Here is a 20,719-nt window from a genome sequence, read left to right on the forward strand (position 1 = left end):
GGTCACAGGCAGACCGTGCTGACGGGCAGTGCCGGGTTCGCGGAGATGGTCAGCGGGCTCGGCGCGCACCCGGCGGCGACGACGTGCGCGCCGAGCGCGGCGATCATCGCGCCGTTGTCCGTGCACAGACGGGGCCGCGGCACGCGCAGCTCGATGCCCGCCTCCTCGCAGCGCTCCTTCGCCAGCGCCGACAGCCGCGAGTTGGCGGCCACCCCGCCGGAGATGACGAGCGTGCCGATGCCGGACTCGGTGGCCGCGCGGATCGCCTTGGCGGTGAGCACGTCGGCCACGGCCTCCTGGAACGACGCGGCGACGTCGGCGACCGGGATCTCCTCGCCGCGCGCCTCGGCGCCCTCGACCCAGCGGGCCACGGCGGTCTTGAGGCCGGAGAAGGAGAAGTCGAACTTGGGGTCGCGCGGCCCGGTCATGCCGCGCGGGAACGCGATGGCGCCCGGGTCGCCCTCCTTGGCGGCCTTGTCGATGGGCGGGCCGCCGGGATACGGCAGGTCGAGCACGCGGGCGACCTTGTCGTAGGCCTCCCCTGCCGCGTCGTCCACCGTGGAGCCGATCTCGGTGATCTTGCCCGCGATGTCCTCGACCCGCAGCAGCTGGGTGTGGCCGCCCGAGACGAGCAGCGCGAGACACGGCGTGGGCAGGGGGCCGTGCTGCAGCGTGTCGACGGCGATGTGGCCCGCGAGGTGGTTGACGCCGTAGAGCGGCACGTCGAGCGCGGCCGCGTAGGCCTTGGCCGCGGACACGCCCACCAGCAGCGCGCCGGCCAGCCCGGGCCCGGCGGTGACGGCGATGGCGTCCACATCGGACATCTCCAGCCCGGCGGAGGCGAACGCACGCCGGGTGGTGGGCACCATGGCCTCGAGATGGGCGCGGCTGGCGACCTCGGGCACGACGCCGCCGTAACGCGCGTGCAGCTCGACGCTGGAGGCGACCTCGTCGGCGAGCAGCTCCACGGTGCCGTCGTCGTGCAGCCGGACCAGCCCGACGCCGGTCTCGTCGCATGAGCTCTCGATGCCCATGATGATCTTCGGCATCAGCGGGCGACCTCCTGTGTCTGCCTGGCCGGGCGCATCATCGTGTAGGCGTCCGCGCCGGATGGCTGGTAGTAGCGCTTGCGCAGCCCGATCCGCTCGAAGCCGTGCTTCTCGTAGAGGCGGATCGCGCTGTCGTTGTCGGTGCGCACCTCGAGGAACACGGGCGCGGCGAGCTCGTCGGCACGCTCCAGCAGGGCGCGCAGCAGCTCCGTCCCCACGCCCTGGCCCTGGTATTCGGGCAGGACGCCGATCGTGTGCACGCTGGTCTCCCAATCGCCGGGCCTGCCCGCTCTGGCCAGCCCCGCGTAGCCGACGACCTCGCCGGTGTCGCTCAGGGCGACGAGGTAGTAGCCGCCCGCGTCGAGCTCGGAGTGGAACGCGGCGGCAGGCCACGGGCTGTCCCCGGCGAAGAGCACCTTCTCGATCTCGGCGCACCGGCGGACGTGCCGCCTGCGCAGCGGTTCCAGTCTCACGGGGTGGTCACCCGCTTCCGGGCACCGGGCTCGGCGGCGTCGGGCCTGCGCAGGTACAGCGGCGTGAGCGGGGCGGGCTGGTCACCGGCGAGGATGGCCGCACGGGCGGCGCCGACGATGCCGAGCGGCGTGGGCTGCTCGTGGTCGAGCACGCGCGGCGCGGGATCGGTGTGCAGCTCGGTGATGTCGTCACGACGGCCGACGTGCGGGCCGCCGGTGCGGGTGCCCTCGGCGTCGTAGGTGGCCCAGTAGACCTCGCGGCGGCGGGCGTCGGTGAGGACGAGGAACGGCTCCCCCTCCTCGGCGCCCGCGGCGATGGCGTCGAGGGTGCACACGGGGTAGGCGGGGATGCCGAGGCTGTGGGAGAGCGCGGCGGCGCTGACCATGCCCGCGCGCAGGCCGGTGTAGGGCCCGGGGCCCACGCCGCAGGCGATGGCGCCGAGGTCGCGCAGTCCTATGCCGGCGTCGCGGGCGGCGTCGAGCACGTGCGGGGTGAGCAGCTCGCCGTGCGCGCGGGCGTCGAGCGTCACGCGCTCGGCGAGAACCGTGGCGCGCTCGGCGTCCACGGCGACGACCCCGGCGGTGACCGCGGGCGTGGCGGTGTCGATGGCGAGAACTAGCACTCTCCGAGCGTACGACCAGCCGCTCGGGTTTCGCGCGCAGCCTGGTCGGCGGGGCCGGGGCGCCATGTCGACATCTCGCCGGGGGATGTGCGCTGATCGGCGTCTGGGCGGCGGGGCGCCCGGAAGGCATCATGGTCGCGGTGGCCTCGTCGACCAAAGGAGATCGGTGACTGTGCTCTTCCCCGCGCTCATGAAGCGATCGGACACGATGGCGCTGCGCTTCGGCGAGCGGGACCTCACCTACCGCGAGCTGGCGGACGCGGCGGGTGCGCTCGCGCGCCGGCTCGACGGCCTGAACCGCGTCGCGGTGTGGGCGACCCCCAGTCTCGAGACGAGTGTCGCCGTGGTCGCCGCGCTGCTGGCGGGCGTGCCCGCGGTGCCGCTGAACCCGAAGATCGGCGAGCGCGAGCTGGCCCACATCGTGTCCGACAGCCGGCCGGAGCTGGTGCTGGCGGAGCCCGGCGCGCAGCTGCCGGCAGGGTTGCGAGGTGTGCGCGCGGAGGAGGTGGGCCTCGGCGGTTCGGCCGGGGAGCTGCCGCCGGAACCGGATGGCGAGGCACCCGCGCTGATCGTCTACACGTCCGGCACGACCGGAGCACCCAAGGGCGTGGTGCTGCCGCGCCGGGCGATCGCGTCGACCCTGGACGCGCTGGAGGACGCCTGGCAGTGGACCGAGCAGGACGTGGTGGTGCACGGGCTGCCGCTGTTCCACGTGCACGGGCTGATCCTGGGTGTACTCGGCCCGCTGCGCCGGGGCGGGGCGGTGCGGCACCTCGGAAAGTTCTCCACGGACGCGCTCGCGAAGGCGCTGTCGGAGGACGGCACGATGATGTTCGGCGTCCCGACCATGTACCACCGCATCGCCGAGGAGGTCGGCGACGATCCCGCGCTCGCCGACGCGCTGCGCGGCGCGCGACTGCTCGTGTCGGGCTCGGCGGCCCTGCCGGTGCACGACCACCAGCGCATCGCGGCCGCGACCGGGCAGCAGGTCGTCGAGCGCTACGGGATGTCGGAGACGCTCATGAACACCAGCGTGCGTGCCGACGGCGAGCGCAAACCGGGCACGGTGGGCGTGCCGCTGCGGGGCGTCGAGCTGCGGCTGGTCGACGAGGCGGGCACGCCGATCGAGACCAGCGACGGCGAGACCGTGGGCGAGATCCAGGTGCGCGGGCCGAACCTGTTCAGCGAGTACCTCAACCGCCCGGACGCGACGGCCGAGGCGTTCGACGACGGCTGGTTCCGCACCGGCGACATGGCGACCCGCGACGCCGACGGCTACCTCAAGATCGTCGGGCGCAAGAGCACCGACATCATCAAGAGCGGCGGCTACAAGATCGGCGCGGGCGAGATCGAGAACGCGCTCCTGGAGCACCCGGGGGTCGCGGAGGCCGCCGTCACCGGCGAGTCCGACGACGACCTGGGTGAGCGGATCGTGGCGTGGGTGGTGCCTGCCGGCGACCCGCCCGCGGAACAGGACCTCGTGGATCACGTGGCGCGGCTGCTGACCCCGCACAAGCGACCGCGGGTGGTGCGGTACCTGGATGCCTTGCCGCGCAACGACATGGGCAAGGTGATGAAGCGGGCACTCGGTGGCTGAGTCCGCTCGCGCCGTGATCGAGGACGTCACGTCGGCGTTCACCGAGCTCCCCGCGGTGGACAGTTCGTCCGGTGTGGACGGTCCGATCGGCTGGCCCGGCTACGACGACGCCCGCGCCCGTGCGGCCGAGCGCACGGGTGAGCGCGAGTCGGTGGTGTGCGGGGTCGGCAAGGTCGGCGGCACCGAGGCCGTGTTGATCGCGTTCGAGTTCGGTTTCCTGGGCGGGTCGCTGGGCGAGCGCACCGGGGCGCGGATCGAGGGCGCGTTCACTCGGGCCCGGGAGCTGGGGGTGCCGGTGGTGTCGCTGATCGCGACCGGCGGCAGCCGCATGCAGGAGGGCATGCGGGCGCTGACGCAGTTGCAGCGCATCGCTCGGCAGGCCGCGTCGGCCCGGGCAGCGGGTCTGCCGCAGATCGCGGTGCTGTGTGACCCGACGACGGGCGGCGGCTGGGCCACGCTCGGCGGCGGCGCGGATGTGACGCTCGCGCTGCGCGGCGCGCAGGTCGGGTTCGCCGGGTCGCGGGTGCGCCCGCCCGGCGATCCGGTGGCGTACACGGCGGAAGGGCAGCTCGCGGCGGGGCAGCTCGACGCGCTGGTCGAGCCAGCCGACCTGCGGATTCGGCTGGAGCGCTGGCTGGCCTTGTTGACGAACCCGGCGCCGGGTGAGCCGCCACCGCCCGCGGCGCTCGGAACGGCGGAGTTGCCGGACACGGGCTGGGCCGCCGTCCGGCGGGCCCGGGCAGCCGAACGCCCGCGCGCGGAGTCCTATCTGGACATCTACTTCGAGTGGCGGGAGGAGCTCAGCGGCGACCGGTGTGGTGGCGTCGACGCGGGGGTCCGGTGCGGCTTCGGCCACCGGGACGGCGTGAGCATCGCGTACGCGGCGCAGTGCGGCACGCCGACGCGACCGGCGGGGTTCCGCACCGCGGCACGGTTGGTGCGGCTGGCCGACCGGCTCGGCATCCCCGTGCTGACGCTGGTGGACACGCCGGGCGCGGCCAACGACGCGGCGGCCGAACGCGCGGGCGCGGGTCCGGCGATCGCCGAGCTGTTCGGGGCCGTGGCGGCGGCGCGGGTGCCGGTGACGACGCTGGTGATCGGCGAGGGCGGCTCCGGCGGCGCGCTCGCGTTCGCCGCACCGGGACGCACGTGGGTCACGCCGGACGCCTACTTCTCCGTGACGTCACCGGAAGCGGCGGCCTCGATCCTCAAACGCCCCGACGAGGACGTCCCCGCCGTGGCGAACCAGCTCCGCCTACGGCCACAGGACCTCGTCGACCTCGGCATCGCCCGCGGAATCGTCACACCCGCCCGGTAACGTGAAATCAGGGGCGCCCCTGTGTGGTGTGAACGGACCGTTCACGCCGCCATCCCACGGACGGGCCACGCAGGCGGAGCGGACTCGGCCCGCAGGCGGAGCAGAGCCGGGCCACGCAGGCGGAGCAGAGCCGGGCCGTGCCGCCTCCCGCGACCACCCGCGCAGCCACAGCAGAACCGCCCGGCTAACGCCGCGAGCCGACCGGCCGAACCCGCCCCGCTACCGTCCAGCCCTCCGCCCAGGCCACCCACCGGACGAGGTCACGCCGCGAAGCTCAGCTCACCGACCCGCGAGGTCCAGGTGCCGCGCGGCTCCAGATCCACGGTCCGCACGTCGTCGGGCTTGCGGTCGATGCGCACGACGAGGTGGTCCTCCGACAGCCGCTCGGCCAGCCCCTCGCCCCACTCGACCACCAGCGCAGCCTGTTCCAGGTCCGTGTCGAGATCCAGATCGTCCAGTTCGGACAGATCGCCGCCGAGCCGGTAGGCGTCCACATGCACCAGTGGAACGCCTCGCGCGCCGGCGGGATGCACCCGCGCGAGCACGAACGTCGGCGAGCTCACCCGGCCGGACACTCCCATGCCGTCGGCGATCCCGCGTGTCATCGTCGTCTTGCCCGCACCCAGGGGCCCCGCGAGCAGCACCAGGTCACCGGCCCGCAGCACACGCCCCAACGACCGTCCGAATCGGATCGTGTCGTCCGCCGTCCGCAATTCGATGCTCATCTGCGCCACCATCGGATCTTCCGTCGCCGCCGTTGCCCGTCGATCCCCGCACACGCCTGCACGAGGTCGATGACATGACTGTTGACCAGGTCGGGCTGTTCGAGATGCACCATATGCCCAGCGCCACGGACCCGCAGCACCGCGGCGTCCGGCAGCTCGGCAGCGATGCGCTCGGTGTGGGGGTACGGCGTCACCCGGTCGGCGTCCCCTCCCACCACGAGCGTATGCACGTGCTTGAGCCCGGCGAGCGCGGCGTAGCGGTTGTGGCTGCCCAGCGTGTCCGTGAACTTCGCCAGCTGCTGCACCGGGGACACCGCCAGCATCTGCAGCATGAAGTCGACGAGCTCGGACGACACCTCGCGCTTGCCGAACGCGAGCCGCCGCACCGCGTGCCGCGTCAGCTGGCTGCCCGCCGCGCGCACGAACTCGACCAGCCCCGGCTGCCAGCCGGCGAGCTCTCCGACACCCCGTGTCAACGGGTTGTACTTCGACAGCAACGACCTCGGCAGTCCCCGGCTGCCCACCTCGCCGGCGGCAGTGGCGATCAGCACCACGCCGCGGACCTGGTCCTCGAACAGTTCCGGGCACGCCTGGGCCAGCTCCATGATCACCATGCCGCCCATGGAGTGTCCCAACAGGACAATCGGCTCCCCGGGCGCGACCGCCCGCACCACCGCGTGCAGGTCCGCGGCGAGCTGTTCGATGGTGCTCGCCGCGGCGTCCGCGGGCGCCGACTCGCCGTGCCCACGATGGTCGTAGTAGATCTGCCGCACGCGGGGCATGCGCAACGCGCCGAGTGCCTTGCGCTGGTAGTGCCAGCTCAGCCGGGACAGCGCGAAGCCGTGGACGCCCACCACCGTCACGGCAGGCCTGCCCCCGTCCGCCGGGTCGATCTCCTCCACCGAGATCGGCGTGCCGTCGTCGGCGGCGACCGTGGAGACGCGACCGGGCGCGAGGCCGCCCAGTGGCGGGTCCGCGGCGGAGGAGGACTCCGTCGCGCCCACGGGGCAGGACGCCATCAGGCCTCCCCCACGTAGCGCCGGCGGACGCGCGGGCGGTACATGCCGGTGACGATCTCGTAGTCGATGGTGCCGATCGTCTCGGCCCACTCCGTCGCCGTCGGCCCGCCGTCGCGGCCCGTACCGAAGAGCACGACCTCGGCGCCGATCTCGGGCTCGTCGTCGCCGCAGTCCACGACGAGCTGGTCCATGCACACCCGGCCCGCGACCGGTCTGCGCCTGCCACCGAGCCACACGTCCATGCGCCCGGACAGCGTCCGCGGAACGCCATCGGCATAGCCGACCGGAACCAGCGCGAGCGTGGTGTCCCGCGGCGCCGTCCACGTCAGCCCGTACGAGACCGACTCGCCCGCGGCGATCCGCTTGGTGAGCACCACGCTCGACCGGAACGTCATCGCGGGCACCAGGTCCTCCGGCTGCGGCACCGGGTTCAGGCCGTACATCGCGATACCCGGGCGCACGAGGTCGAAATGCAGGTCGGGGCGCGTCAGCGTCGCGGCCGAGTTCGCCAGATGCCGCAGCGGGTCGAGGCCCGCGTCGCGCGCGATCGCGTAGGCGTCGGCGAACCGCTCCGCCTGCCGGTCGATGGACGGATGCCCCGGCTCGTCGGCGGCCGCCAGGTGCGACCACATCGCCACGACCTCGATGCCCGGCTCGGCGGCCGCGGCCTTCACCAGCGCGGGCCACAGCTCGGCCGGACACCCGCTGCGGGACAGGCCCGTGTCGATCTTGAGATGCACCCGCGCGCGCTTGCCCGCCCGAGCCGCCGCGGACGCCACCCTCGCCAGCTCCGCGGCCGAACTCACCGACAGGTCGATGTCGTTCGCGACGCCGGGCAGGAAGTCCACGTCGGCGGTGTCGAGCCAGCTGAACAGCCGCGTCGTCACCCCGGCGCGGCGCAGCTCCAGCGCCTCGGCCAGCGAGCACGCCCCGAGCCACGTCGCACCCGCGCGCACCGCCGCCTGTGCGACGGGCAACGCGCCGTGGCCGTAGGCGTCGGCCTTGACCACCGCCATCGTCTCCGCACCCGACGCGGCCGCGCGCGCGGCGAGCAGGCCGACGTTGTGCCGGATGGCGGCCAGGTCGATGACGACCTCGGCGCGAGGGTGGTCAGCTGTCATGGCGATTCCGGCTTCTTGCGCTCGGGGGTGGCAGAACACGCTGCGGCACGTGATGCGGTCGGCCGCCACTTACCGGGCGGCACCCGTCATTTTCCCACATCGGCTCACTGGTCATGCAGGAGTCGGCGGGCGCAGCGGTGCCGGTCGCGGATCTCGGCGCCGTCGGCGGCCGCCCCGGCCGGCGGCGCGGGGAGTTCGAGAGCGCCGCCGCGGGAGCGCCACGACGGCGGTGCGGCCGTCCCGGCCAGCGCCCATGCCGCCTGCCGCGCCGCCCCGACCGCCACGTGCTCGGCGGGCTCGCACACCACCACCGGCACACCGAAGACGAGTGGTGCGATGTTGCGCACACTCTCCGATTGGGCGGCTCCACCGATCAACAGCACCCGGCGCACCGTGATGCCCTGGTCACGCACCGCGTCGAGCCCGGCCGCCAGTCCGCAGAGCATGCCCTCCACGGCGGCGCGTGCCAGGTTCTCCGGCGTCATGTTCGTCCGCCGCAACCCGAGCAGCGTGCCGCTGGCGTCCGGCAGGTTCGGGGTCCGTTCGCCGTCGAGATACGGCAGCAACGTGAGCCCGCCCGCGCCCGGTTCCGCGCCGAGCGCCAGCCGGTCGAGCTCGGCGAGGTCGACACCGAGCATCCCGGCGGTCGCCGTCAGCACCCGGGCGGCGTTGAGCGTGCACGCCAGCGGAAGGAAACGCCCCGTCGCGTCGGCGAACCCGGCGACCGTGCCGGTCGCGTCGGCCGGCGGCGTCTCGCTCACGCCGAACACCGTGCCGCTGGTGCCCAGCGACACCGCCACGTCACCGTCGCCGAGTTCGAGCGCCAGCGCGGCCGCCATGTTGTCGCCGGTTCCCGCCGACACCAGCCGCCCGTCCGGCGTGTGCCCGGCGGGTTCGGCCGGCCCGAGCACCTTCGGCAGCTCCGGGGTGCGCCCACCGAACGCCATGCCGAGGATGTCGGTGCGGTAGCGGTCCTCGGCCGGGGAGAAGTAGCCGGTGCCCGAGGCGTCACCGCGGTCGGTCACGGCGTCGCCGCCGGTCAGCCGCCAGGTGAGCCAGTCGTGCGGCAACAGCACCCGGGCCACCCGGTCGGCCGCGTCGGGCTCGTGCTCGGCGAGCCAGCGCAGTTTCGTCACGGTGAAGCTCGCGACGGGCACCGAGCCAACGGCCTCCGCCCACGCTCCCGGGCCGCCCAGCTCGGTCGTCAGGTCCTCGGCGGCCTTGGCCGAGCGGGTGTCGTTCCACAGCAGCGCGGGCCGCACCACCTCGCCGTCGGCGTCCAGCGTCACCATGCCGTGCTGCTGCCCGGCGACGCCGATCGCGGCCACCCCGTCGAGCAACCCACCGGCGGCCGACTCGAACGCCGACCACCACTGCGCCGGGTCCACCTCGGTGGCGTCGGGATGCTTTGCGCGGCCCGAGCGCACGACCTCGCCGGTCCGCGCGTCGCAGACCATCACCTTCGTCGACTGCGTCGAGGAGTCGACGCCCGCGACGAGAACCTCGCCGGTGCTGTTCATCGCTGTCCGCTCTCCTGCTCGCTCACCACGCCGGCCAGCGCCACCCGGCTGCCGCACGCACGCACCGCGGCGAGCTCGTCGTCGGGTGCCGCATCGTCGACGATCACCAGGTCGTAGCCGCCCGCATCACCGTAGGCGTAGGTGGCGGTCCGGCCGAATTTGGAGTGGTCGGCCACCAGCACGTTGCGCCCGCACACCTCCAGCGCCACCTCCTTCAGTTCCGCGTACTCGCGCACCGGGTGGTACAGCCGCCCGGCCGCGATCGCGGTCGCCGACACGAACCCGACGTCCGCGCGGATGCGGCGCAGGCCGGCCAGCGTGTCCGGACCGATGCACGAGTCGAACTCCGTGTACCGGCCGCCCAGCAGGTGCACCTCGGCGCGGTCGCCGGCGAGGCGCGCGATCTCCGGGGAGTTGGTCACCAGGACGAGCCGCTCCATCGCGGCGAGCCTGCGGGCGAGCGGGAACAGCGTCGTGGAGTCGTCGAGGAACACCGTCTGCCCCGGCCGCACCTCGCGCGCGGCCAGCGCGCACAGCGCCTCCTTCTCCCGCACCCGCAGACCCTCACGGAACCGTTTCGCCGTCTCCATGGTCAGTGCCGGGTAGGCGGCGACCCGCCCGCGCAGCTTGCGCAGCAGCCGCCGTCCGGCGAGGTCGTCGAGGTCGCGGTGCATGGTCATGAGGCTGACGCCGAACCGCCGGGTGAGCTCGTCGATGCGAACCTCGCCGAGCTCGATGACCGCCCGCAGGATCGCCTGCCTGCGCCGCTCGACCGCGGCGTCCGGCGGGCGCGTTCTAGGCACCCGGTACCACCACGGGCTTGATGACCGTGTCGTCGCGCGCCGCCACGGTCAGCGCCTGTTCGGCGTCCCGCAGCGGGAAGCGGTGCGTGACCAGCCGGTCCAGCTGCACGTCGCCGCGCGCGGCGAGCTCGATCGCGGCCGGCCACGTGTTGGCGTAGCGGAACGTGCCGGTCAGCTCGATCTCGAAGCCCTGGACATGGGCGAGCGGCAGCGGGATCTCATCCCCGCCCATGCCGACCAGCACCGCGCGCCCGGCGCGGCCGAGCTGCCGGATCGCCTCACCGATCGCGGCGGGCACCCCGGAGCATTCGAGCAGCACGTCCGGCTCGTATCCGGAGTCGGCGAGCCGGGTCGCCGACACGTCGACGGTGCCCGTGGCGCCGAGCTCCTCGGCGACGCGCAGGCGGTTGGCGTTGACGTCGGTGACCACGACCTCGGAGGCCCCGAACGCCCGCGCGGTCTGGGTCGCGACGAGGCCGATGGGACCGGCTCCCGTCACAAGCACACGCGAACCGGGCGCCACCCGGCCCTTGCGGCACGCCCACACGCCCACCGACAGTGGTTCGAGCAGGGCCGCGGCCTCGTCGCTCAGGCTGTCCGGCACCGGGTGGGCGTACTCCTCCCGCAGCACCACGTACTCGCAGAAGGCACCGTCGATGGGTGGCGTGCCGAAGAACCGCATGTGCGGGCAGAGGTTGTACCGGCCGAGCCTGCACTGGGCACACCGCGAGCACGGCACGCCCGGCTCCAGCGACACGCGCTGCCCGGGTTCGTGCAGGGTCGCGCCCTCGCCGCGGGCGACGACCACGCCGCTCGGCTCGTGACCGAGCACCAGTGGCCGCTTCACGACGAAGTCGCCGATCCGCCCGTGTTCGTAGTAGTGCACGTCCGAGCCGCAGGTCCCCACGGCCAGCACCCGCACCAGCACCTCACCCGGGCCGGGGACGGGCACCGGCCGCCGCACGGTCTCGACGTCGTGGACGCCGTTCAGCACGGACACGGTCATGGAGTCGGGCACGTCGGTCACGGCGCCCTTCTTACCAGAACACGGACCGTTCTTAACACGTAACTCGATAACTCAGGGCAGGTACGAGCGCACCCGGCGCAGCGCGTCCGGCACCGCGGCCAGCACCGCCGACGCCGACGTCGGCACGCCCCCGGCCGCGATCTCGCCAGCCCGCGCGTGCACGTCCGCCGCCACACCCGCCGCCAGCCACGGGTCCAGGCCGGCAGCCAGCAGCGCACCCGTGATGCCGGACAGCACATCGCCCGACCCGGCCGTCGCGAGCCACGACCCACGCGCGGTGTTGGCCAGCACCCGCCCGTCCGGGGCGGCCACAAGTGTGCAGTGCCCCTTGAGCAGCACCACGGCGTCGAACCGCCGGGCTGCCTCCCGCACCGCGGTGACCCGGTCCGGGCCCGGCGGCGCACCGGTCAGCCGCTCGAACTCGCCGTCGTGCGGGGTCAGCACCAGCGGGGTGTCCGGATCGCGCGCGTCGAGCACCTCGGGCCGCCGGGCGAGGATCGTGATGGCGTCGGCGTCGGCGCACACGGGCACGCCCTGCCCCAGCACGTGGGCGAGCACCTCGAAGCCGTCCCGGCCCGTGCCGATACCGGGCCCGACCACCCAGGACTGGGCCCGTCCGGCATCGAACACCGACCCGGTGGCCACCACCTCCGGCCAGTGAACGCGCACCACGTCGGCGACCGGCCCCGCGTAGCGGACCATGCCCGACGTCGCCCGCACCGCAGCTCCCGCCGACAGCACGGCCGCCCCCGGATACGCCGAGGACCCCGCGGCGACACCCGTGACGCCCTGGCTGTACTTGTTGTCGGCCGGGCCGGGCAGCGGCCACGCGGCCGCGACGTCGGCGGCGTCGAGCACCACCAGATCCGGCTCCCCCAATTCGGGACCGAGGCCGATGTCCACCAGCGTGACGTCGCCGCAGCGGTCCGGGTTGAGCACGTGCACCGGCTTGCGGGCGCCGAACGTCACCGTGCTCGTCGCCCGCACCGCCGGACCGTCGACGGCGCCGGTGTCCGGGTCGACCCCGCTCGGCAGGTCGACCGCGAGCACGGGTGCGTCGACCCGCTCGAACACCGCCGCCGCGTCGGCGCGCAGCGGCCCCTGGGCGGAGATACCGACGACACCGTCGATCACGAGGTCGGCGCGCTCGATCCACTGTGGATACTCGCCGGGTGCGAGCACCCGCCCGCCCGCGCGCACGAGCGCGTCGAGCCCCCGCGGATGCGCCTTCTCCGGGTTGAGCAGGACCGCGGCGACACCGACCCCGCGCCTGCACAGGAACGAGCCCGCCCACAGCGCGTCTCCGCCGTTGTTGCCCGCGCCGACCACCAGCACCACCCGGCGGCCCGACACCGCTCCGGTGTGCTCGGCCAGCATCCGCGCGGCCCGCAGTGCGACCCCGTGAGCCGCGCGCCGCATGAGCGCGCCTTCCGGCGTGCGCGCGAGCAGGCGGTCCTCGGCCTGCCGCACATGGTCAGTGGTCCAGATACCCCGCACGGTTCGAATGTAGCGGGGCTACTCGACCGTCACCGACTTCGCCAGGTTGCGGGGCTTGTCGACGTCGTAGCCGCGGGCCCGCGCGATCTCGGCGGCGAACACCTGCAACGGCACCGTGGACACCAGCGGCTGCAGCAACGTCGGCACGGCGGGCACCTCCACGAGCTCGTCGGCGTAGGGCCGCACCGTCTCGTCGCCCTCCTCGGCGATGACGATCGTGCGGGCGCCCCGGGCCTGGATCTCGCTGATGTTGGAGACCAGCTTCGCGTGCAGCACCGCGCGGCCCCGCGGCGAGGGCATCACCACGACCACCGGCAGGCCCTCTTCGATCAGGGCGATCGGGCCGTGTTTCAGCTCGCCGGCTGCGAAGCCCTCGGCGTGCATGTAGGCCAGTTCCTTGAGCTTGAGCGCACCCTCCAGCGCAACCGGGAACCCGACGTGCCTGCCGAGGAACAGAACCGCCTTCGAGTCGGCCAGCCGCCGGCCGAGGTCCCGCACCTGGTCCACAGTCGACAGTACTTTGTGGACGGCGGCGGGCATGGCCTCCAGGTCGGCGAACTCGCGGGCCACCTCGTCCGGGTACTTGGTGCCGCGGGCCTGCGCGAGCGCGAGGCCGACGAGGTAGTTGGCCGCGATCTGGGCGAGGAACGCCTTGGTGGACGCCACCCCGATCTCCGGCCCGGCATGCGTGTACAGCACGGCGTCGGACTCGCGCGGGATCTGGGCGCCGTTGGTGTTGCAGACGGCGAGCACGCGCGCCTTTTGCTCGCGGGCGTGCCGCACGGCCTCCAGGGTGTCGGCCGTCTCACCCGACTGCGACACGGCGACCACCAGCGTGTCGCGGTCGAGCACCGGGTCGCGGTAGCGGAACTCGCTGGCGAGCTCCACCTCCACCGGCAGCCGGCACCAGTGCTCGATGGCGTACTTCGCGACCAGGCCGGAGTGGTAGGCCGAGCCGCACGCCACCACGAACACCTTGTCGACGTCGCGCAGGTCCTGGTCGGACATGCGCTGCTCGTCGAGCACGATGCGGCCGGAGTCGAAGTGCCCGCGCAGCGTGTTGGCCAGCGCGTCGGGCTGTTCCTCGATCTCCTTGAGCATGAAGTACTCGTGGCCGCCCTTCTCGGCGGCCGAGAGGTCCCAGTCGACGGTGAACGGCTTGCCCTGGGCGGGCTCGCCCGCGAAGTCGGTGACCTCGTAACCCTCGCGCGTGATGACCACGAGCTGGTCCTGCCCGAGCTCCACGGCCTCGCGGGTGTGCTCGATAAACGCCGCCACGTCGGACGCCACGAACGTCTCGCCCTCGCCGACGCCCACCACCAGCGGCGACGACCGGCGTGCCGCGACGATGAGGTCCGGGTGGTCGGCGTGCGTGACGACGAGCGTGAACGCCCCCTCGAGCCGGCGGCACACCGCCCGCACGCTGGCGGGCAGGTCGCCCGCGGTGTCGCCCTTGTCGTAGGCCCGCGCGATCAGGTGGGCGGCCGTCTCGGTGTCGGTGTCGCTGGCCAGTTCGACGCCGTCGTCCTCGAGCTCGGCCCGCAGGGTGGCGAAGTTCTCGATGATGCCGTTGTGCACCACGGCCACGCGCTCGGTGGCGTCGCGGTGCGGGTGGGAATTGCGGTCGATCGGGGCACCATGGGTGGCCCAGCGCGTGTGCCCCATGCCCGCGGTGCCGAGGAACATGTGCCGCCCGGTGGCGTCGAGCGCGGCTTCCAGGTTGGCCAGCCTGCCCGCCTTGCGTTCGACGGTCAGGCTCCCCGCACCGTCGAGCACGGCGACGCCCGCCGAGTCGTACCCGCGGTATTCCATCCGGCGCAGCCCGCCGAGCACCACGTCCAGCGCCTGCCGATGCCCGACGTATCCCACGATTCCACACACGCCCACCAGCGTAACGACACAGCGTGATCGTCCCTCCCCGGCACGGCACGCGACGTTTCCGCAGGCTCCTGGCCAGGCATGGCTGCCCGAGCGCAGTCGGTCGGCTACTCTCCAGCCATGGCCAGCAAGGCGAAGCAGTTGCTCGAGGACCTCTCCGTTCCCGGGCCGCACGAGGTGCTGCGCGGTGACCTCGCGCTCGTCGGGCTTCCCGGCGTGGTGTACACGCCGCGTGATGGCCTGAACCTGCCTGCGATCGCGTTCGGCCACGGCTGGCTGCAGCCGCCCGGCCGCTACCGCGAGCTGCTGCGTCACCTCGCCAGCTGGGGCATCGTCGCCGCCGCACCGGCGACGCAGCGCGGCCCGCTGCCGTCCCACCGGCTGTTCGCGGCCGACCTCCGCACGACCCTCGACGTGGTCACCGGCGTGCGGCTGGGCCCGGCGGGCATCAGCGTGGACCCGCGCAAACTCGGTGTCGCCGGCCACTCGACCGGTGGCGGGGCGGCGGTGCTGGCCGCCGCGGCCGAGGGCGAGCCGCACATCAAGGCGGTCGCGACCTTCGCCGCCGCGCAGACCCTGCCCCCGGCGAGCGCGGCCGCGCGGCTGGTGCAACAACCCGGTCTGCACCTGGTCGCCGACGACGACCTCGTCGCACCGGCCAAGGGCAACGCCGAGGCGATCGCCCAGGAATGGGCGGGTCCGGTGCAGCTGCGCACCCTGCCCAAGTCGTCGCATCTCGGGGTCACCGAGGGCGCGCACTGGAGCCAGCTCGTGCTGCACGGCAAGCCGCACCGGGCCACCCAGCGCACCGTGCGCGCGCTGTTCACGGCGTTCTTCCTGACCCACCTGACGGGCACGGACACCTACCAGCCACTGCTGGACGCCGACCTCAAGGCCGCCAAGCTGGAGCCGGCGGCCGAGCTCGCCGTCGGCTGAGCTCGGCTACCGAAGCCAGTTGTTGTTCGAGAAATCGTCGTCGTCGAACGTGTCGTCCGGCCGCGCGTGCCGACCCTGGGAACGCCGCACCGGCGGCTCGGGCCGGGCGGGCGGCGAGGGTGGCGGCGCCGACTCGGTCGCCGGCTCGTCGCCGTCGGCGCCGAACCGGAACGTGGTGTCTTTCGTCTCCGCGCGCTGCATCCACTGATTGCCCGCATTCGGATCATCTTTCGCCTCGGCCCGCTCGGCGGCACGCTCGTCGAGCTCCTTGCTGTGTGTCTCGTTCGCCCGACGGCGTTCCTCGGCTCGCTCGGCGAGCTCTCGCGACGTCGCCGCAGCCCGTTCGGAAATCGTCGCCGAGGCCGCATGCACGCGCGAGCGGGTTTCGGCAAGCCGCTCGACCAGGCGTGGGTCGACGTTCGAGGTCATATTGGCAACTCCCCCTCCGGTCGGTCGACTCACCGGTCGAACCGCACTGACGTGTCCGTGTCGTCACCCAACGAGCCACTGATCCGGTTGGCCGAGGCGCTCGTCTCGAACAGGCTGCCGTCGATGCGGAACGGGTTGCTGCGCTCCTGGTCGTCACCCTGACCACCGCCGGCACCGCCCATGGCACCCATGCCGCCCATCATGCCCATGCCGCCCGCGCCGGCGGCCATGCCGGCGCCGCCGCCCTGGGCCGGTGTGGAGTCGCCCATGCCGCCGGGTGCCGCGCCGAGACCGGCCCCGGCGGGAACGGCGTGCGGGTCCGCGCCCGCCTGGATGCCTCCGCTGAGCGCTTCGCCCGGACCGGAGCCGCCGAAGAGCGACTGGGCGGCATCGAACTCGCCGCCGCCACCGCTGGTGCTACCGACAGCCTGCGGAGACGTCGTCTGCTCGGCGTGCGCCTCGGCGTCGGAACCACCCGCGACGGCCCCCTCGGCCTCCGGGGAACCGCCGCCGGCCGCGCCCGGCTCCACCAGGCCGTCTCCACCACCGAAGCCCACCGAACCGCTGACGGACCCAGCGGGCGCGGACGAGCCAGCAGCGGCGCCGTCCGGCTGCCCTGGGCCTTCTCCTCCGTCGAGGTCCACCGAACCGCTGACCGAGCCGGCACCGGACACCGCCGCGCCACCGGTTCCGCCACCGGACGCACCACCGTCGGCGAACGGGTTCTCGCCCTGCGCCGGCATCGGGCGGATCCCGTCGCGGACCGGGCCACCTCCAGCGCCTGCGGCCGGGGTCTCGCTCCTCGCCTCACCCAGCGTGTAGGTGGTGGGCGGCGGGTTGCCGTCGTCGACCGTGACCTTGGTCGGCCCGTCCGGGCCGTCCGGCTGCTCCGCGGTGATCTTGAGGTTGCCGTCCTCGATGTGGATCTTGCCGTCGGGGCCGGGACGGTAGACCTGCTCGTCGCCTGCGCCGGGCTCGGCTCCCGTACCCGGCTCGCCGCCCGGCTCGGAGCCCTGCGGACCGAAACCCTCGTCGCCGCGGAGGTCCTCCACGCCGGTACCGAAGTCGAGCTTGTAGTCCTTGGCCTCGCCGGAGCCGTCGTCGACGGAGATCGCCATCTTCCCCTGGTCGTCGGGTTCTTCGAGCTCGAGCGTGTGCTCGCCCTTCTCGACGGTCAGGGTGTCCCGGTCGCCACCGGCGTCCTTGACCGGCTCCCCGGTCTCCGGGTCGATGGGGTACGGCTTGCCGGTCTCCGGGTCGACCTCGAGCGGTTTGCCCGTGACCGGGTTCGTGCCCGTCCCGGCCTCGCCCTCGAGCTCGGGCGGCTTCATCTCGGGCATCCCGCCGGCCCCTGGCGCGCCACCGGTTCCACCGCCGGCCCCCGGCACCCCGCCGGTCCCGCCACCGGGCGCGCCACCCGTGCCGCCACCGGGGACCCCGCCGGTCCCGCCCGGAGCCGGCGCCGGTCCCGCGCCGACATCGGACGGCTTCGTGTCGCCACCCTTGTCCCCGGCAGCGAATGGATCCGGGTCCAGGCTCTGGTTGAGCGCGTCGATCAGCGCGGTGTAGTTCTCCTGGATGCCGCTGACGTAGGTCGAACCCTGCTGGTGGACCGTGTTCGCCTTGTTGTCGTAGTCGGCGATGAACTCGGCGAGCTTCTGTTCGGCCTCCTGCAGCGCCCCCTTCATCTTTTCCGTCTCTTCGCGGATGTTGTCCACGGTGATGACCTTGGCGAACTCGTAGCCGACGAGCGAGCCGATCGGCGACACGATCGTCATGGCAACCGTCAACGGATGCAGGAACATGTCGTCGAAGTTGGTGAGCCGGTCCCACCAACTCTGGTTCTCGAGCTCCTGGATCTTGGCCTCGAGCTCCTGGATCGCGCCCGGCAGTTGCTCCTTCGCCTTGATGAAGGCGTCCACCTGCTGCGGGGTGAGGCCGGCGACCGTGCCGTCGCCGTACACCTGGAGCACCGCCTCCGCGAACTTGGTGACATTCTGCTCGATCGCGTCGACCGTCGCGGTGATGTTGCCCGGTGCTGTGCGCAGAGCCTGCGAAAGGTCACCGGCACCCTTGACGAGGCCGTTGTTCGTCTGCTCGGCCGCCGACTTGGCGTCCCCCGTCCAGTCCGCCGTGCCGGAGCTCCACGCGGAGTTCAGCGCCTCCGTCGACTCGCTGACCGTGGCGTGCGCGGTGTTGAGCATCTCCGCGTCCGTGCGGAACGCGGTGAAGGCGATACCGCGGAACTCGTCGAGCCCGTTGCGGATGCTCTGCGGGTCACCACCGGAGTGGGTGTAGGCGGCCGTCGCCCCGGCAGGCGCACCGGTGTCCGACGTCGACAGCTGCGCGGTCGCCACCTGCGGCTCCGACGGTGTCGTCGGCGCCGCACCGGCCAGGCCGAGACCACTGGCCTTCTGATACCGCGGATGGAAGTCGTCGAACAGTTTGAGCGCGACCTCGGCCTGGTCGATGATCTCGTCGGAGCTGGAGAACCCACCCGCTCCCAGCGCCTGCTGCGCGCTCTGCACCTTGCGCTGGTTCTCTCGCGCACCCGCCTGCCACTGCTCCTGCGGTGCCTCGGTCAGGCTCTGCCGGGCGTGCTCCAGGTTCTCGTCGAGCGACTCACCGCCGCGTCTCACGTCCTCGGCGTCGGCTCCGACCTCGCGAGCGTACTTGTCGATCTCCTCGTCGCTGACCTTGTTGGCGTTGGACAGCGCATAGAGCATGTTCTGCTTGTTCTGCGCCGAGATGCTGGGGTCGTCCAGGAGTCTGCGCATCTCCGCCAGCTCGGCGTCGCTGAACTCCTGGCGCGCTTTCCGCTCCTGGTAGCGGAGCGGGTCGTACGGGTCGTAGCCGAACTCGCCCATGTCGCTCAGACCCCCTTCGACGCGATCGTGTCGCGGCTGACCTCTTCGCCGCGCTCGTACGCACCGGCCGCCTGCCTGAGCTTGCCGCCCAGCTCGGTCGTCTTCTGGCCGTAGGCGGTGACAGTGTCGCGGAACTTGCCGATCGCGTCCCCATAGGGCGTGGCGATCGCCTGCCACGCCTTGCCGACCTGCCCCATGGACACCCCGGTCTCGATGCGCGAACCGGCGTTGGTCAGCTCGCCGCCCTCCTGGCTGTACGCCGATCCGGCCGCATTGAGCTTGCCCGGATCGACCGTCTGTCCTCCCGCCATGGGTCCCCCTGTCGTCAGGCTGAGTCGTGCGCGTCGTGCTGCGATCTCCACCTACGACGCGGCGCGGCAGCGTCTGGTGCCATCGCACATGCACACAGGAACATACCGAGGCGACGAGCAGGGCGTAGCAGGAACAACCCGGTCGGTGACCCGAACGGCAGACAAGGCGGCTAGGCCACCGACGCGACGACGCCGGCCAGCCGATCGGCGGCTGCCTGCGCGGTGCCCTCGGCCTTCGCCTCCACCATCACTCGCACCAGCTGCTCGGTGCCCGACGGGCGTAGCAGCACACGGCCTTCCTCGCCCAGCTCCGCGCTCACGGCCTCGACGGCCTCACGCACCGCGGGCGAGGCGGCCACCGCCGCCTTGTCCGCGACCCGCACGTTCACCAGCACCTGCGGCAGCCGGTGCATCACGGAGGCCAGCTCGGCCAGCGGCCTGCCGGTGGAGCTGACCCTGCTCATCAGTCGCAACGCCGTGAGCAGGCCGTCGCCGGTGGTGGCGTGGGCGGGCAGCACGACGTGGCCGGACTGCTCGCCGCCCAGCGAGAACCCGCCTGCCCGCAGCTCCTCCAGCACGTAGCGGTCGCCGACGGCGGTCGTCCGCAGGGCGATGTCGTGCTCCCGCATCGCCAGGTGCAGGCCCAGATTGCTCATCACGGTGGCCACGAGCGTGGCCCGCGCGAGTTCGCCGGTCTCGGCCATGGCGACCGCGAGCACCGCCATGATCTGGTCACCGTCGACGAGGTTGCCGTTGGCGTCGACGGCCAGGCAGCGGTCGGCGTCACCGTCGTGTGCGATGCCCAGGTCGGCGCCGTGCTCGACGACCGCGGCGCACAGCTGCTCGGGATGCGTCGACCCGCAGTTGTCGTTGATGTTCACGCCGTCCGGCTCCGCGTGCAGGGCGATCACCTCCGCGCCGGCCTTGCGGTAGGCCTCGGGCGCGGCGATCGACGACGCACCGTTGGCGCAGTCCACCACCACGCGCAGGCCGGTCAGCGAGTGCGGCGTGGCGGCGAGCAGGTGCGAGATGTAGCGATCGAGCGCATCGTCGAGGTCGGAGACGCGGCCGATCTCCGCGCCGGTCGGCCGCACGGCCGTCCGGGCGAGTGCCGCCTCGATCTCGTCCTCGATGCTGTCGGGCAGTTTGTGCCCGCCCTCGCCGAAGAGCTTGATGCCGTTGTCGGGCATCGGGTTGTGCGACGCCGAGATCATGACGCCGAGATCGGCGGAGAGGTCCCCGACCAAGTGCGCCACCGCAGGCGTCGGCAGCACTCCGACCCGCAGGACGTCGGCACCGGCCGAGGCGAGCCCGGCGACGACGGCGGCCTCCAGCATCTCGCCGCTGGCCCGGGGGTCCCGGCCGACGACGGCGACCGGCCGGTGCGACCGGTCGTGCGCGGCGAGCACCCGGGCGGCGCCCGCCGCCACGGACATCGCCAGCTCGGGCGTCAACTCGCTGTTGGCGAGGCCGCGCACCCCGTCGGTGCCGAAAAGGCGGGCCATGTCGTGGACCTCCGTGTCATG

The 20,719-nt window shown here is 73.1% G+C and carries 18 protein-coding genes; 3 read left to right on the top strand and 15 right to left on the bottom strand.

The features are described 5' to 3' along the window. Positions 1-2: 2 nt before the first annotated feature. From tsaD to tsaB, 3 genes are read right to left on the bottom strand one after another with little or no spacing between them, the layout of a single operon-like run. Entirely contained in the window at positions 3-1,049 is a 1,047-nt protein-coding gene (gene tsaD / locus ACFSZT_RS00490) for a tRNA (adenosine(37)-N6)-threonylcarbamoyltransferase complex transferase subunit TsaD (protein WP_377387027.1), read from the bottom strand. Continuing rightward, positions 1,049-1,522 (bottom strand): ribosomal protein S18-alanine N-acetyltransferase, encoded by a 474-nt coding sequence (rimI, locus tag ACFSZT_RS00495; RefSeq protein ID WP_377387030.1) that lies wholly within the window; start codon positions 1,520-1,522, stop codon positions 1,049-1,051. Before rimI ends, tsaD begins: the two co-directional genes overlap by 1 nt. Beyond that, a complete protein-coding gene (gene tsaB, locus ACFSZT_RS00500) occupies positions 1,519-2,145 on the bottom strand; it encodes a tRNA (adenosine(37)-N6)-threonylcarbamoyltransferase complex dimerization subunit type 1 TsaB (RefSeq protein ID WP_377387033.1) in 627 nt (208 codons plus the stop codon). The genes rimI and tsaB overlap by 4 nt, the downstream gene beginning before the upstream one ends. A 190-nt stretch (positions 2,146-2,335) precedes the next feature. On the opposite strand from tsaB, the gene ACFSZT_RS00505 reads away from it, so the two are divergent. Together ACFSZT_RS00505 and ACFSZT_RS00510 are read left to right on the top strand one after the other, a co-directional pair. Beyond that, positions 2,336-3,742 carry an acyl-CoA synthetase gene (locus tag ACFSZT_RS00505; RefSeq protein ID WP_377387809.1) on the top strand — a complete coding sequence of 469 codons (1,407 nt, stop codon included), beginning with the start codon at positions 2,336-2,338 and terminating at the stop codon, positions 3,740-3,742. Next, positions 3,735-5,060, top strand: coding sequence for a carboxyl transferase domain-containing protein (locus tag ACFSZT_RS00510; RefSeq protein ID WP_377387036.1), 1,326 nt, complete (start codon positions 3,735-3,737; stop codon positions 5,058-5,060). The genes ACFSZT_RS00505 and ACFSZT_RS00510 overlap by 8 nt, the downstream gene beginning before the upstream one ends. 260 nt (positions 5,061-5,320) lie before the next feature. Here ACFSZT_RS00510 and tsaE read toward each other — a convergent pair whose 3' ends face one another. The 8 genes from tsaE to glmS all read right to left on the bottom strand — a co-directional run bounded on the left by tsaE (position 5,321) and on the right by glmS (position 14,653). Then, on the bottom strand, positions 5,321-5,785 hold the full coding sequence (gene tsaE, locus ACFSZT_RS00515) for a tRNA (adenosine(37)-N6)-threonylcarbamoyltransferase complex ATPase subunit type 1 TsaE (RefSeq protein WP_377387039.1): 465 nt from the start codon (positions 5,783-5,785) through the stop codon (positions 5,321-5,323). Next, positions 5,782-6,804 carry an alpha/beta fold hydrolase gene (locus tag ACFSZT_RS00520; RefSeq protein ID WP_377387042.1) on the bottom strand — a complete coding sequence of 341 codons (1,023 nt, stop codon included), beginning with the start codon at positions 6,802-6,804 and terminating at the stop codon, positions 5,782-5,784. The genes tsaE and ACFSZT_RS00520 overlap by 4 nt, the downstream gene beginning before the upstream one ends. Then, complete coding sequence (alr, locus tag ACFSZT_RS00525) at positions 6,804-7,925, bottom strand: alanine racemase (protein WP_377387045.1); 1,122 nt, start codon at positions 7,923-7,925, stop codon at positions 6,804-6,806. Before alr ends, ACFSZT_RS00520 begins: the two co-directional genes overlap by 1 nt. Positions 7,926-8,029: 104 nt before the next feature. Further along, entirely contained in the window at positions 8,030-9,445 is a 1,416-nt protein-coding gene (xylB, locus tag ACFSZT_RS00530; protein ID WP_377387048.1) for a xylulokinase, read from the bottom strand. Beyond that, complete coding sequence (locus ACFSZT_RS00535; RefSeq protein WP_377387051.1) at positions 9,442-10,248, bottom strand: DeoR/GlpR family DNA-binding transcription regulator; 807 nt, start codon at positions 10,246-10,248, stop codon at positions 9,442-9,444. Before ACFSZT_RS00535 ends, xylB begins: the two co-directional genes overlap by 4 nt. Beyond that, positions 10,241-11,266, bottom strand: coding sequence for an NAD(P)-dependent alcohol dehydrogenase (locus tag ACFSZT_RS00540; protein WP_377387811.1), 1,026 nt, complete (start codon positions 11,264-11,266; stop codon positions 10,241-10,243). The genes ACFSZT_RS00535 and ACFSZT_RS00540 overlap by 8 nt, the downstream gene beginning before the upstream one ends. Positions 11,267-11,326: 60 nt before the next feature. Further along, positions 11,327-12,772, bottom strand: coding sequence for an NAD(P)H-hydrate dehydratase (locus ACFSZT_RS00545; protein WP_377387054.1), 1,446 nt, complete (start codon positions 12,770-12,772; stop codon positions 11,327-11,329). A gap of 18 nt (positions 12,773-12,790) precedes the next feature. Continuing rightward, positions 12,791-14,653, bottom strand: coding sequence for a glutamine--fructose-6-phosphate transaminase (isomerizing) (gene glmS, locus ACFSZT_RS00550; protein WP_377387057.1), 1,863 nt, complete (start codon positions 14,651-14,653; stop codon positions 12,791-12,793). 117 nt (positions 14,654-14,770) lie between these two features. On the opposite strand from glmS, the gene ACFSZT_RS00555 reads away from it, so the two are divergent. Beyond that, the gene (locus ACFSZT_RS00555) at positions 14,771-15,586 is read left to right on the top strand and encodes a dienelactone hydrolase family protein (protein ID WP_377387060.1); all 816 of its coding nucleotides are present in this window, start codon (positions 14,771-14,773) and stop codon (positions 15,584-15,586) included. Between the two features lie 6 nt (positions 15,587-15,592). Here the strand turns inward: ACFSZT_RS00555 and ACFSZT_RS00560 are convergent, their stop codons facing one another. The 4 genes from ACFSZT_RS00560 to glmM form a co-directional block, all read right to left on the bottom strand. Further along, positions 15,593-16,015, bottom strand: a complete 423-nt coding sequence (locus ACFSZT_RS00560; RefSeq protein ID WP_377387062.1) for a hypothetical protein — start codon at positions 16,013-16,015, stop codon at positions 15,593-15,595. Positions 16,016-16,044: 29 nt separating this feature from the next. Beyond that, complete coding sequence (locus ACFSZT_RS00565) at positions 16,045-18,882, bottom strand: hypothetical protein (RefSeq protein WP_377387065.1); 2,838 nt, start codon at positions 18,880-18,882, stop codon at positions 16,045-16,047. 5 nt (positions 18,883-18,887) lie between these two features. Further along, a complete protein-coding gene (locus ACFSZT_RS00570; protein ID WP_377387068.1) occupies positions 18,888-19,193 on the bottom strand; it encodes a type VII secretion target in 306 nt (101 codons plus the stop codon). Positions 19,194-19,363: 170 nt separating this feature from the next. Continuing rightward, positions 19,364-20,698 (bottom strand): phosphoglucosamine mutase, encoded by a 1,335-nt coding sequence (glmM, locus tag ACFSZT_RS00575; protein ID WP_377387071.1) that lies wholly within the window; start codon positions 20,696-20,698, stop codon positions 19,364-19,366. Positions 20,699-20,719: the final 21 nt, after the last annotated feature.

Origin of the sequence: Prauserella oleivorans, assembly GCF_042685745.1 — a bacterium.
Lineage (GTDB): Bacteria > Actinomycetota > Actinomycetes > Mycobacteriales > Pseudonocardiaceae > Prauserella_A > Prauserella_A oleivorans.